Origin of the sequence: Amycolatopsis sp. NPDC089917, assembly GCF_040684635.1 — a bacterium.
GTDB lineage: Bacteria > Actinomycetota > Actinomycetes > Mycobacteriales > Pseudonocardiaceae > Amycolatopsis.
On sequence record NZ_JBFBGL010000033.1, the window covers coordinates 24,641 to 37,455 of the forward strand.

13 protein-coding genes are annotated in these 12,815 nt (G+C 67.6%); 5 read left to right on the forward strand and 8 right to left on the reverse strand.

Annotation, left to right across the window (positions count from 1 at the left end):
* Positions 1–74: 74 nt before the first annotated feature.
* The 8 genes from AB0N89_RS23695 to rpmH form a co-directional block, all read right to left on the reverse strand.
* The gene (locus tag AB0N89_RS23695; protein ID WP_364207813.1) at positions 75–1,094 is read right to left on the reverse strand and encodes a ParB/RepB/Spo0J family partition protein; all 1,020 of its coding nucleotides are present in this window, start codon (positions 1,092–1,094) and stop codon (positions 75–77) included.
* The gene (locus tag AB0N89_RS23700) at positions 1,091–2,020 is read right to left on the reverse strand and encodes a ParA family protein (protein WP_364207814.1); all 930 of its coding nucleotides are present in this window, start codon (positions 2,018–2,020) and stop codon (positions 1,091–1,093) included. The genes AB0N89_RS23695 and AB0N89_RS23700 overlap by 4 nt, the downstream gene beginning before the upstream one ends.
* A 63-nt stretch (positions 2,021–2,083) precedes the next feature.
* Entirely contained in the window at positions 2,084–2,764 is a 681-nt protein-coding gene (gene rsmG, locus AB0N89_RS23705) for a 16S rRNA (guanine(527)-N(7))-methyltransferase RsmG (protein WP_364207816.1), read from the reverse strand.
* A 212-nt stretch (positions 2,765–2,976) separates the two neighbouring features.
* Positions 2,977–3,534 (reverse strand): R3H domain-containing nucleic acid-binding protein, encoded by a 558-nt coding sequence (locus tag AB0N89_RS23710; protein WP_007032243.1) that lies wholly within the window; start codon positions 3,532–3,534, stop codon positions 2,977–2,979.
* Between the two features lie 30 nt (positions 3,535–3,564).
* Positions 3,565–4,668, reverse strand: coding sequence for a membrane protein insertase YidC (gene yidC, locus AB0N89_RS23715; protein ID WP_364207819.1), 1,104 nt, complete (start codon positions 4,666–4,668; stop codon positions 3,565–3,567).
* A 4-nt stretch (positions 4,669–4,672) separates the two neighbouring features.
* Positions 4,673–4,978: a membrane protein insertion efficiency factor YidD gene (gene yidD, locus AB0N89_RS23720; protein ID WP_364207821.1), complete on the reverse strand. Its 306-nt coding sequence runs from the start codon at positions 4,976–4,978 to the stop codon at positions 4,673–4,675.
* A gap of 4 nt (positions 4,979–4,982) precedes the next feature.
* On the reverse strand, positions 4,983–5,393 hold the full coding sequence (gene rnpA, locus AB0N89_RS23725; RefSeq protein WP_364207823.1) for a ribonuclease P protein component: 411 nt from the start codon (positions 5,391–5,393) through the stop codon (positions 4,983–4,985).
* A gap of 23 nt (positions 5,394–5,416) precedes the next feature.
* A complete protein-coding gene (rpmH, locus tag AB0N89_RS23730) occupies positions 5,417–5,560 on the reverse strand; it encodes a 50S ribosomal protein L34 (RefSeq protein WP_005154511.1) in 144 nt (47 codons plus the stop codon).
* Between the two features lie 601 nt (positions 5,561–6,161).
* Here rpmH and dnaA point away from each other — a divergent pair.
* The 5 genes from dnaA to AB0N89_RS23755 all read left to right on the forward strand — a co-directional run bounded on the left by dnaA (position 6,162) and on the right by AB0N89_RS23755 (position 12,714).
* A complete protein-coding gene (gene dnaA, locus AB0N89_RS23735) occupies positions 6,162–7,799 on the forward strand; it encodes a chromosomal replication initiator protein DnaA (RefSeq protein ID WP_364207825.1) in 1,638 nt (545 codons plus the stop codon).
* Between the two features lie 923 nt (positions 7,800–8,722).
* Positions 8,723–9,856 carry a DNA polymerase III subunit beta gene (dnaN, locus tag AB0N89_RS23740; protein ID WP_364207827.1) on the forward strand — a complete coding sequence of 378 codons (1,134 nt, stop codon included), beginning with the start codon at positions 8,723–8,725 and terminating at the stop codon, positions 9,854–9,856.
* A 38-nt stretch (positions 9,857–9,894) separates the two neighbouring features.
* Positions 9,895–10,785, forward strand: coding sequence for a phosphogluconate dehydrogenase (NAD(+)-dependent, decarboxylating) (gene gnd / locus AB0N89_RS23745; RefSeq protein ID WP_364207829.1), 891 nt, complete (start codon positions 9,895–9,897; stop codon positions 10,783–10,785).
* Between the two features lie 9 nt (positions 10,786–10,794).
* On the forward strand, positions 10,795–11,949 hold the full coding sequence (gene recF, locus AB0N89_RS23750) for a DNA replication/repair protein RecF (protein WP_364207831.1): 1,155 nt from the start codon (positions 10,795–10,797) through the stop codon (positions 11,947–11,949).
* 273 nt (positions 11,950–12,222) lie between these two features.
* On the forward strand, positions 12,223–12,714 hold the full coding sequence (locus AB0N89_RS23755; RefSeq protein WP_364207833.1) for a DciA family protein: 492 nt from the start codon (positions 12,223–12,225) through the stop codon (positions 12,712–12,714).
* Positions 12,715–12,815 lie beyond the last annotated feature (101 nt).

Below are 12,815 nucleotides of genomic sequence, written 5' to 3' on the forward strand. Positions count from 1 at the left end.
GTTCAAGCACTCAGTGTCACTTCGTTGTCATCACAGAGCTATCGTCACCGTGACAAAACGACCCGGTGTGATCCCTAATCGGTTTCAGGTGTCTGTTTTGCCTGATTTTCGTCCATCAGTGCAACGATGCGTTCAAGATCGTCAACGGAGCCGAATTCGAGCGTGATCCGGCCCTTTCGGCGTCCGAGGTCGACCTTCACGCGGGTGTCGAAGCGGTCCGAAAGCCGGTTCGCCAGTTCCTGGAGACCGGGCGCCTGAATCGGCTTGCGAGGAGCGGGCTTCGGCTTGGCCGGCTTCTCGCTCTTCTTGAGCGTGACGGCTTCCTCGGTCGCACGGACCGACATGCCCTCCGCGACGATCCGCGCGGCGAGCTCTTCCTGACTGTCGGCGTCTTCGAGAGAGAGCAGAGCCCGCGCGTGGCCCGCCGAAAGCACCCCGGCCGCGACCCGTCGCTGGACCGCGAGGGGGAGTTTGAGCAAGCGGATCGTGTTCGTGATGACCGGGCGGCTGCGCCCGATCCGGCCCGCCAGCTCCTCGTGCGTGACCGCGAACTCGTCGAGCAGCTGCTGATACGCGGCCGCCTCTTCGAGCGGGTTGAGCTGAACCCGGTGGATGTTCTCAAGCAGCGCGTCGCGCAGCATCGCCTCGTCGGCGGTCTGCCGGACGATCGCCGGGATCGCCTCCAGCTCCGCCAGCTGCGACGCGCGCAGCCGCCGCTCGCCCATGACGAGTTCATACTCGTCGGCGCCGAGCTCCCGGACCACGATGGGCTGCATGAGCCCGAACTCGCGGATCGAGTGCTCCAGCTCGTTGAGCGCGTCCTCGTCGAAGACCTGCCGCGGCTGCTTCGGGTTCGGCTTGATCTGGCTGACCGGCACCTCGCGGTAGACCGCGCCGGCCACCGTGCCGCTCTGCGAACCGGCCGCACCGTTGGCGGCGAACCAGCCCTTGTCCTCCGGTCCCGCCGGACCGGCCGGGGGCGCGGGGACCGCGGCGGGCGAACCGTTCTCGGCCGGTGCCGCGGAGCCCGGTGGCGGGCCGGTGGGGATCAGGGCGGCGAGCCCGCGCCCGAGCCCCCCTCTGCGCTCGCTCATGCCGTACCGCTCCTTTCCTTCATCTCCACCCCACGCTGCGCGATCTCCTTCGCCGCGTCCACGTAGCTCATCGCGCCCCGGGAACCGGGGTCGTACGCGAGGACCGTCTGCCCGTATCCGGGCGCCTCGGAGACCTTCACACTGCGAGGGATGACGGTCTTCAGAACAGTGTCCCCGAAGTGGTTCCGGACCTCGTTCGTCACCTGATCGGCCAGCTTCGTCCGACCGTCGTACATGGTGAGCAGAATCGTGGAGACGCTGAGTTCGCGGTTCAGATGCGCCTGGACGAGCTCGATGTTGCTCAGCAGCTGCCCCAGACCTTCGAGCGCGTAGTACTCGCACTGGATCGGGATCAGCACCTCCTGCGCGGCGACCATCGCGTTGACGGTCAGCAGACCGAGCGACGGCGGGCAGTCGATGAAGACGTAGTCGACGCCGATCTCGTCGAGGATCTCGGACGAGAGCGCCTCCTTGAGCCGCATCTCGCGGGACGCCATCGACACGAGTTCGATCTCGGCACCGGCGAGGTCGATGGTCGCGGGCACGCAGTAGAGGTTGGGCGACTGCTCGCTCTGCGCCGCCGCCTCGGCGAGCGACACCTCACCGATCAGCACCTCGTAGATCGACGGCGTACCGGACCGGTGGTCGATGTCGAGCGCCGTGCTCGCGTTGCCCTGAGGGTCGAGGTCGATCACGAGCGTCTTGAGCCCGTGGACGGCGAGGGCGGCGGCGAGGTTCACCGTGCTCGTCGTCTTGCCGACGCCGCCCTTCTGGTTGGCGACCGTCAGCACGCGGCGACGGTTCGGGCGGGGGAGCGCGCCCTCCTTGGGGTGCAGCACGCTGGCTGCGCGGACGGCTTCTTCAGCGATGGGCGTCCAGCCGAGTTCGTGGCCAGTGCTCGCAGGGTCGGACGGCGGGGGAGTCACCGGTCTCGAACCTCCTCTGTATAGACGTTGGAGTCGTTCTGCGTTGTTTCACGTGGAACTGGACTAGCTGCGCCTGCCGCGCGACCGGGACGGCTTCGGGGGCAGGCGGTGGATCACGACGACCGTGCTGGGCACTTCGAGCACCTTGGTACCGCACTCGAAGACCTCCGGCTCGCCACCGCCTGCCTTCCGGACGGCGGCGCGATCGCGTTCGATTTCCTCTCCGGCGCTCGCTCCTTTGAGGGCGACCAGAGTTCCTTGGGAACGCACGAGCGGGAGGCACCAGTTCGCGAGCCGGGCCAAGGGAGCGACCGCCCGGGCGGTGACGACATCCGCGCCACCGAGCTCCTCGCGTACCTGCCGCTCCTCCGCGCGCCCGCGGACAACGGTGATGGGGAGTTCCAGCTTCTCGGCAACCTCGGCCAGCCAGTCGACCCGGCGGGCCATCGGTTCGAGGAGAACGATATCGAGGTCCGGTCGGCTGATCGCGAGCGGTACACCCGGAAGCCCGGCGCCCGACCCGACGTCGACCACGCGCGCGCCGTCGGGGATCCGCTCGCCGATCACGGCGGAGTTCAGGACGTGACGCTTCCAGAGCCGGTCGACCTCGCGGGGTCCGATGAGCCCGCGCTCGACGCCGTGCCGCTCCAGGAGTTCGACGTAGCCGGCGGCTTGCTCGACGCGGTCTCCGAATACTTCCGACGCCGCACTCCGTACCGATGCGGCGACCCCGTCCAAGCCCACTCTCGCTCCTCAACTTCGACGCCGTTTCACGTGAAACGCGTTCCGACTGATTGTCCATGACGCCGACCTCAAAGCGGGGAGACAGACCGAAGTTGTGGACAACTCCACTCGCCTCGAACCGTTTCACGTGAAACGCCACGCGTGTAATTCACCCCGGCAACGAAGAAGCGGCCCGCCGGATGACCGGCGGGCCGCTTCGCTCAAAGAATCCGTCAGGCGGGGAAGATGACGACCCGACGCTTCGGGTCCTCTCCTTCGCTCTCGCTCTTGACGCCGTCGACGGCGGCGACCGCGTCGTGCACGACCTTCCGCTCGAACGGGCTCATCGGCTGCAGCCGGACACGCTCGCCGGAGGAGACCACCGTCTCCGCGGTCGAGCGGCCGAGCTCGCGAAGCTCTTCGCGACGGTCCGCGCGCCAGCCCGCGATGTCCAGCATCAGGCGGCTCCGCGAACCGGTCTCCTGCTGGACCGCCAGCCGGGTCAGCTCCTGCAGCGCCTCGAGGACGGTGCCGCGCGGCCCGACGAGCTTCTCCAGATCCTCGCCACCGTCGATGCTGACGATCGCGCGGCCCGCTTCGACATCGAGGTCGATGTCGCCGTCGTAGTCCAGAAGATCGAGCAGCCGCTCGAGGTAGTCGCCGGCGATGTCGCCCTCCTTCACGAGGACGTCGTCGTCGACACCTCCCTTCCGAGCGGTCTCCTCAGCGGCGCCTTCGACCTCGGCCGCGCTGTTCTCCTCGGCGTCGATCGTGTCGATCGTCTCCGCCATTTTTGGTCTCCTCTCCAGCCCGGATCGGCGTCAGCGACGCTTCCGGCCCGATTTCTTAGTCGAGTCCGAGATGAGACCGGGCGTCTCCGCGCCGCTCTCCTTCGAGCCGTTCGCCGACGGCTCGGCTGATGCGTTCGTGGTGTCCTTCTTCTCCGCGGTCGCGGAACCGGTCTGGGCGAAGCCGTGGGGCGAACCCGCCTTCTTGACCTGACCGCCGGAGGACGGCTTGTTCTTCTTCTGCTGGACCGGCTTCTGGCCGGGGCGCGGCGCGGTCGGCTTCTGACCCGGCTTCGGGCCGAGGTTCGCGCGCTTCTCCTTCTCGGCTTCCTTGCGGGCCTCTTCTTCCTTGTCGATCCGCGTGTAGACGAGGCGCTGCTGCATCAGGGTCCAGCCGTTGTTGGCGAGCCAGTAGAAGAGCAGGCCGACCGGGAACAGCGCACCGAAGACGAGGACACCGAGCGGGAAGATGTACATCGTCAGCTTGTTCATCATCGCGGTCTGCGGGGTCGCCGACTCGGGGTTCTGGCGGGCGACCGAGTGACGCGCGGTGAGGTGCGTGGCGATGCTCGCGACGATCATCAGCGGGATCGCGACCGGGGCGACGCCCCAGTGGAAACCGGCGACGGTGTTGCCGCCGCTGACCACACCGACACCGGTGTAGATGGCGTCGCCGAGGGTGACTCCGAAGATCTTCGCGTGGACGTACGAGTCGACACCGGCCTGGGTGAAGAAGTAGTTCTCGGTCTTCGGGCCGCCGTACGGGTTGATCGTGAACATCCGCAGGACGTGGTTCAGACCGATGAAGACCGGGATCTGAAGCAGCATCGGCAGGCAGCTGCCCAGCGGGTTGACACCGTGCTCCTTCTGGAGCTTCTGCATCTCCATGGCCTGGCGCTGCCGGTCGTTCGCGTACTTCTTCTGGATCTTCTTCATTTCCGGCGCGAAGTCCTGCATCTTCTTCATCGACCGGACCTGGTTCACGAACGGCTTGAACATGATGCCGCGGACCGTGAACGTCAGGAAGATGATCGCCAGGATCCAGGAGAGCGCGTTCGACTCGCCGAGCACGAACCCGAAGACCTTGTGCCAACACCACAAGATGAAGGACACGGGGTAGTAGATGAAGTCGAGCACTGAGCTACTCCTCGATCGGTGTTTCAGGTCGTCGGTGGCGCCACGAGAAAACCTCGGGTACCGGATCGCGGCCGGGCATGGTCCACGGGCCACAGCGCAGCAGGCGCCGGACCGCGAGATAGGTGCCGCGGCCGGCGCCGTGCCGGGTCAGTGCCTCGACGGCGTACGCGCTACAGCTCGGGTAGAACCGGCACGCCGGAGGAAGGAAGGGGGAGATCGCCTTGCGGTACAGCTTGATGGGCAGGAGCAGCACCCATGCCACCGGGCCGGGCCGGGCTTCTTCGGTGGTTTCGTTCTCGGTGGCTCGCATGCCGTTACACCGCTGATCCGTTGTCGGGGGGTCGCGTCTGGCGGGACTTCCCGGCGACGGCGGAGTGCCCGGACAGTCCGAGGCGCCGCAACGACGCGTCGAGGTCCGAGCCGAGTTCCGCGCTGGACGCGTCCGCGGCCGGTGGTAGTGCCCGTATCACCAACGAGCTCCCCGGCGGCAGTGTTCCGATCCGGTCGGAAATGAGATGCCTCAACCGGCGGCTCACCCGGTGGCGCACCACCGAATTGCCGACGGCCTTGCTCACCACAAAACCCGCCCGCGCCGCTTCGGCGGCATCGGACGGGTCCGTGGTCAACGCATGGACGACGAGGCGGCGCCTGCCTGCCTTGGCCCCACGCCGCATCACGGCACGGAAATCCTCACTGCGCCGCAACCTCGCGGCGGCCGGCAGCACGACGTCCCTCGACGGCGGCCGGATCAGGCGGACAGCGCGCCGCGGCCCTTGCGACGGCGAGCCGCCAGGATGGCCCGGCCGGCGCGGGTCCGCATGCGCAGGCGGAATCCGTGGACCCGGGCGCGGCGGCGGTTGTTCGGCTGGAAGGTGCGCTTACCCTTGCTCACGACTAACTTCTCCTGTTTCTCGGCCGCCGGGAACGGTTCGACCCGTTCCTGGCGTGTCGTGCTGACGCACGGCAGTCTCTGGTGTCTCCTACCAACGTGTGGCCTCGTCACGTCGAGCGACGACAACGTGGGCACGCGAAACGCCCCCGCTGTATACGGGAGACCTTACGAGGGTACGCACCCACCGCCGGAGCCCGGCAGGCACCCCCTCGACCACGGACCGCGACCGTACCGGGAGAGTGATCACCGACGACGCGCGGGCATCGAATGGCAACACGCCAGGGGCCGTGAAATGCTTGCGAACAAGGATGCCTTGTGGCAACGAGCGGGGCTTGTTAGCGTGCCCCTCCCGGGTTTTCGCCGAGGTGGAACGGTGCAGGCGCCCGGGTGTCCTTGGGATGTGGAGGCGTCCCGTCGGCATACGTCGATCCCGCAGGTGGCGTCACCGCGGGTCGCCGTACATTAGTGCACAGCTGTGGACAACCATGTGGATATTTGCTGTGCGCATGAGCCGATCGGGCCATGATGACGCTCGACCCGGCGTTTCGGGCCGCTGAGTGATCTCACGCACGCACCGAATGAGGGGAGGGGAGTCAGGCAGGTGTCCGATCACCAGCACAATCTTGGCGTCATCTGGGAACAGGTCGTGCGCGAGCTGTCCGATGGCACCCTCTCCCCGCAGCAGCGCGCCTGGATGCGGGTGACCCGGCCGATCGGCCTGCTCGACGGCACCGCGCTCCTCGCCGCCCCCAGCGACTTCGCCAAGGAAGCGATCGAACGCGCCCTTCGCGGCGCGATCACCGAGGCACTCTCGCGCCGGCTCGGCCGCGCGGTCTCGCTCGCGGTGAAGGTCGACAGCACCGAGCCACACACCTCGATGCCGCCGCCTCCCGCGCCCGGCCCTCGCTACGAGCCTTCACCCGGTCGGGTGGAAAACGGTTCCGGCCCGGCGCCGGGTCCCCCGCCGCTGCCCGACGGCGACGGCATGCTGCCCCCGGCCAGGCCCCGGCCCGAGCCGCCGAAGCCGAGGCCGCCGAGGCAGCGGCCGCCGGTGGACAACAGCCTGAACGACGGCGACGACAGCGATGAAGAAGTCGACGAAGAGGGCGAGGCCCTCGCCGCCGTGACCGAGATCTGGCCGACCTTCTCCGGGCAGCCGATCGCGGGCCAGCCCTACACCGCGCCGGCGCAGCCGCAGACCTCGAAGACGAAGCTCAACGAGAAGTACACCTTCGACACCTTCGTCATCGGCGCGTCCAACCGTTTCGCGCACGCGGCCGCGGTCGCCGTCGCCGAAGCACCGGCGCGCGCGTACAACCCGTTGTTCATCTGGGGAGAGTCCGGACTCGGGAAGACCCACCTGCTGCACGCCGTCGGGCACTACGCGCAGCGGCTGTTCCCCGGCATGCGCGTGCGGTACGTGTCGACCGAAGAGTTCACCAACGACTTCATCAACTCGCTGCGGGACGACCGCAAGGTCGCGTTCCAGCGCCGCTACCGCGACATCGACATCCTGCTCGTCGATGACATCCAGTTCCTGGAAGGCAAAGAAGGTACGCAGGAAGAGTTCTTCCACACCTTCAACACCCTCCACAACGCGAACAAGCAGATCGTCGTCTCCTCCGACCGCCCGCCGAAGCGCCTCGAAACGCTGGAAGACCGGCTGCGCACGCGGTTCGAGTGGGGCCTCATCACCGACATCCAACCGCCCGAGCTCGAAACCCGGATCGCGATCCTTCGCAAGAAGGCCGCGCAGGACCGGCTCGCGGTTCCGGGCGAGGTCCTGGAGTTCATCGCTTCGCGCGTCGAGGCGAACATCCGGGAGCTCGAAGGCGCGCTCATCCGCGTCACCGCCTTCGCGTCGCTGAACCAGCAACCGGTCGACGTCGCGCTCGCCGAGATCGTGCTCCGGGATCTCATCCCGGATTCGCACGCGCCGGAGATCACCGCGCCGACCATCATGGGCGTCACGTCCGAGTTCTTCGACGTGACCCTCGACGATCTCTGCGGGCCCGGGAAGACGAAGGCGCTCGCGACCGCGCGTCAGATCGCGATGTACCTGTGCCGCGAGCTGACGGACATGTCGCTGCCGAAGATCGGGCAGACCTTCGGCGGCCGCGACCACACGACGGTCATGCACGCGGACAAGAAGATCCGCAAGGAGATGGCCGAACGACGGCGCATCTACGACCAGGTCCAGGAGCTGACCTCGCGCATCAAACAGCGAGCCAGGCAGTAATTCCTTAGCACACAAGGCTTTCAGGGGCTCTCACCGTCCAGGTGGGAGCCCCTTCTTCATGCCCCAGCTGGCCCGCGGCGTCGTCCACATAGGTCGGAAGGACGCGTAAAGCCGCGAGAATCGGGTACGTAAGAGAAGCGACGTATGCACTCGAAAGTGGCGAAGCTTGCGTACACGGACTTCTGAATTTTCCTTGTGTACAAAGGGAATCCACATGCTGTGGGTATCTTGTGCACAACTCCGGCAACGGGAAGACCAGCGGCGATCGGGTTTCCGTCCACATCGCACTCACAGGCAATCCACAGCATTTCCACACCATGATCCACACGCTGTCCCCAGGTTGCCCACATCTTGTGCACAAGGGTGACGCGGGCTGCACGGATCACTCTCCCGAGCGATTCCGGTCACGAACCGGGCCCACAGCCCCTGGGTACAAATCGCCTCACAGCTGGGGATAACCGTGGGGACAACTGTGGATGACTGTGGACAGATCGAGCGTGGCCCGAAACCATCCACGGACGGCCCCAGCTGTCCACCGTCCGTACACACCCGGAGTCCACAGCCTCCGAGGCGCCCGGACCTGCGCGAACGAGCCTTGTCCACACAATCCACAGCACCTATTACTACTGCTGTCTTTTCTTCTTCTCTAGAAGAGAACAAAACAAAAACAGGCGAAGGACGAAGTTGGGGACAGCCGGAGAGCTGTGTCGGTTTGTCGACATGAGCAAGGGGAGGCCGAGGTGACGCGGACCCCGGGGACGGCCTAACGTGGGTCCCTGCACCTGGTCTGCGTGTCGACGTGCGTTCGCGTCCTCGCACGGACCGAACACACCTGCGAGGCACCTGGCCATCGCGCTCTCCGGCCGCGGTGACCCGTTGAGCTTTCGAGCCGTCAGGGGCTCGGCTGTCGAAAGGAAGCGCGCATGAAGATCCGCGTCGAGCGTGACGGGCTGGCCGACGCCGTCGCGTGGGTGGCGAGAAGCCTCCCGTCGCGGCCTCCGGTCCCGGTTCTGGGCGGTGTCCTGCTCGATGCGGGATCCGACGGGACGAGTGACGCACTCACCGTCTCCGGATTCGACTACGAGGTCTCCGCCACGGTCGGCGTCCCGGCCACCATCGCCGACGGCGGCCGCCTCCTGGTCTCCGGTCGTCTGCTGGCCGACATCACCAAGTCACTCCCCGCGCAGCCGGTCGAGATCTCCGTCGACGGCGCCCGCGCGACCATCACCTGCGGCTCCGCGCGCTTCTCCCTGCCGACCATGCCGGTCGAGGACTACCCGCAGCTCCCGTCCCAGCCCGCCTTCGCCGGCGAGCTCACCGGCGACGCCTTCGGCCAGGCCGTCACCCAGGTCGTCGTCGCCGCGGGCAAGGACGACACCCTCCCGATGCTGACCGGCATGCGGCTGGAGATCTCCGGCTCCTCGCTGACCCTGGTCGCCACCGACCGCTTCCGGCTCGCGATGCGCGAGTTCACCTGGGAGCCGGCCGAGGGCCTGTCCGACGCCGCCGTGCTCGTCCCGGCGCGCACGCTCGCCGAAGCCGCGAAGACGCTCGGCGCCAGCGGTTCCAAGATCCGCCTCGCGCTCGCCAGCGGTGAGGGCCTCCTCGGTCTCTCCGGCTCCGGCCGCTACACGACGACCCGTCTCCTCGACGCGGAGTTCCCGCCGTACCGGCAGCTGCTGCCCGCGCAGCACACGTCGCGCGCGGTCATCGAGGTCTCCGCGCTCGCCGAGTCGATCAAGCGTGTTTCGCTGGTGGCCGAACGTGGCACCCAGGTACGGCTGGAGTTCAAGGACAACTCGCTGCGGCTCTCCGCCGGTGGCGACGACGAGGGTTCGGCCGAAGAAGAGCTTCAGGTCGACTACGAGGGTGAACCGGTGACCATCGCGTTCAACCCGGGTTACCTCGTCGACGGGCTCGGCGCGCTGAACGCGAACCGGGCGGAACTGACGTTCACCACTCCGAACCGGCCGGCGCTGATCAAGCCCGCCGACGAAGAGGGCAACGTCGTCCCCGGCTACCTGTACCTCCTGATGCCGGTCCGTCTCCCGGGCTGACCGGTCTTTAGTTTTCTTTCGCACCAAAGGGGATCTTCATGGCTCAGCTGGGACTCGTCGGCCTCGGCAAAATGGGGTTCAACATGCGTGAGCGGCTGCGTGCGGCCGGTCACGAGGTGATCGGTTACGACCGCAACCCGGACGTCACCGACTCCACTTCGCTCGAGGACTTGGTGTCCAAACTGGACGGTCCGCGGATCGTCTGGATCATGGTGCCCGCCGGTGAACCCACCCGGCAGACCGTCGCGGAGCTCGGCAACCTGCTGTCCGAGGGCGACCTCGTGATCGACGGCGGCAACTCGAAGTACACCGACGACAAGATCAACGGCGACCTCCTCGCGGCGAAGAAGATCGGCTACCTCGACTGCGGGGTTTCCGGTGGCGTGTGGGGCAAGGACAACGGCTACGGCCTGATGGTCGGCGGCTCGGCTTCCGACGTCGAGAAGGCCATGCCGATCTTCGACGCGCTTCGCCCCGAAGGTCCCCGCGAAGAGGGCTTCTCGCACGCCGGCGCCGTCGGCTCCGGTCACTACGCGAAGATGATCCACAACGGCATCGAGTACGGCATGATGCAGGCCTTCGCCGAAGGCTTCGAGCTGCTCGAAGCCGCGAAGGTCGTCGAGAACGTGCCCGCGGTGATCAAGGGCTGGCAGCGCGGGACGGTCGTCCGCTCGTGGCTGCTCGACCTGCTCGTCCGCGCGCTCGACGAGGACCCGGAGCTGGACGACCTGGAGGGCTACGTCGAGGATTCCGGCGAAGGCCGGTGGACCCTCGAAGAGGCGATCAACAACGCTGTCCCGGCGCCGGTCATCTCGGCCGCGCTGTTCGCGCGGTTCGCCTCGCGCCAGGAGGACTCCGCCGCCATGCGGGCCGTCGCCGCGCTGCGCAACCAGTTCGGCGGCCACTCGGTCAAGAAGGCCGGCAGCTAGGCAGCAGGGTTGTACTTAAGACATCTCCAGGTCACCGACTTCCGGTCCTGGCCACAAGCCGATCTCGCGCTCGAACCCGGCCCGACCGTCCTCGTCGGACAGAACGGCCGCGGCAAGACGAACCTCCTGGAGGCGATCGGCTACATCGCGACCCTGGGTTCGCATCGCGTCGCGACCGACGCGCCGTTGGTGCGGCACGGGTGCGAACGCGCGCTGATCCGGGTCGCGGTCGTCAACGAAGACCGCGAACTCACGGTCGAGCTGGAGATCACCCCCGGCAAGGCGAACCGCGCGCGGGTCAACCGCGGCGCGGTCGGCAAGCCGCGTGACGTGCTCGGGATCCTGCGCACGGTGCTGTTCTCCCCGGAGGACCTGGCGCTCGTGCGCGGGGATCCCGGGGAGCGTCGCCGGTTCATGGACGAGCTCCTCGTGCTGCGCGCGCCCCGGTACGCCGGGGTCCGCGCGGACTACGAGAAGGTGCTGAAACAGCGGAACGCCCTGCTCAAGACGGCGGGCAAGCGGCGTACAGGGCGCGAAGACCCGTACGCGTTGTCGACGCTCGACGTCTGGGACGACCACCTGTCGGTGGCGGGAGCCGCGCTGCTGGCCGCTCGGCTCAACCTCATCGCGGACCTCGCGCCGTACGCGGCCTCCGCGTACATGGGGGTCGCGCCGGATTCGAGGCCTGCGAAGATCACGTACAAGTCGAGCCTGGGCGAAGCGATGCCAGAGGGCTACGGCACCCCGGACGGTCCTCGCGCCGACCAGGCGGTGCTCAAGGAAGTGCTGGTCGAGGCCCTGAAACGGTCGCGGAACCTGGAGCTGGAGCGCGGGGTGAGCATGGTCGGCCCGCATCGGGACGAGCTCGATCTCATCCTCGGCGAAGCACCGGCGAAGGGCTACGCGAGCCATGGGGAGTCCTGGTCGTTCGCCCTCGCGTTGCGTCTGGGAAGCTACGAGCTCCTGCGTGGCGAGGCCGGGGAACCGGTGCTTCTGCTGGATGATGTGTTCGCCGAGCTGGACCGGCGTCGCCGGGCCCGGCTGGCGGAGGTGGCGGCCGGCGCCGAGCAGGTGCTGGTGACCGCCGCCGTGGACGAGGACGTGCCCGCCGAGCTGGCCGGACACCGATTCCTCGTGGCGGATGGTGAGATCAACCGAGGGTGAGACGTGCGACGGACACCCGGGGTGATCGGCGCCACAGCAGTTGCCCACCGATCTGGGGACAAACCTGTGGACAGTGTGGATAACACCGGGAACGCGTTATCGCCCCGCGTGACCAAAGGGCCTGATAAGCGGCTTGACACCCCCCGCTCGGGCGGTAACCCGAGTGAGGGAGCCCTGTTCGACACGAAAAGTGAGCGGCCTTCGGTATCGAACGGCCCAACCGGTACCGAAGGCAACGAGTCGACTACCGGTCGTGACCTCGCGCGTGCCGCCTTGGACGCCGCGAAGGCCAAAGCGAAGGCGCGCGGAGTTGAACCGGGCGTGCGCCGCGGCCGTATCACCGGGGGAGGGGCCGGGGCGAACGGCCAGGGCTCGCGACGTCGGCGCTGGTCAGGACCGGGCGCCGACATCCGCGACCCGCAACCGCTCGGCAGGCTCGCCTCCCGGATCGCGGTCGATCGCGGCTGGAACACGCGGCTGGCCAACGGTCAGGTCTTCGGTCACTGGGCCCGGCTCGTGGGTGACGAGGTCGCCGAACACGCGCAGCCGGTCGCCTTGAAGGACGGCGAGCTGACAGTGCGCGCCAGCTCGACGGCGTGGGCGACGCAGCTTCGCCTGCTTCAGAGCCAGCTGCTGGCGAAGATCGCGAAAGGCGTCGGGCACGGCGTGGTGAAGAAGATGCGGATCCAGGGGCCGACGGCGCCGAGCTGGCGGAAAGGGCCGCGGCACGTCCCGGGACGCGGCCCGCGTGACACGTACGGCTGACCCGACTTGCGCTTCGCCGCGTCTGTGCTTCCGAGACCATGCCGCCAAAGCCCCGAGAAGCCGCTCAGAGTGCTTCGCGAACGTCAAGACTCTTCTTCGAA

Excerpts from the sequence above, each read along its gene's own strand:
- AB0N89_RS23695 (WP_364207813.1), bottom strand. The coding sequence starts at position 1,094 with ATGAGCGAGCGCAGAGGGGGGCTCGGGCGCGGGCTCGCCGCCCTGATC.
- AB0N89_RS23710 (WP_007032243.1), bottom strand. The coding sequence starts at position 3,534 with ATGGCGGAGACGATCGACACGATCGACGCCGAGGAGAACAGCGCGGCC.
- yidD (WP_364207821.1), bottom strand. The coding sequence starts at position 4,978 with ATGCGAGCCACCGAGAACGAAACCACCGAAGAAGCCCGGCCCGGCCCG.
- dnaN (WP_364207827.1), top strand. The coding sequence starts at position 8,723 with ATGAAGATCCGCGTCGAGCGTGACGGGCTGGCCGACGCCGTCGCGTGG.
- gnd (WP_364207829.1), top strand. The coding sequence starts at position 9,895 with ATGGCTCAGCTGGGACTCGTCGGCCTCGGCAAAATGGGGTTCAACATG.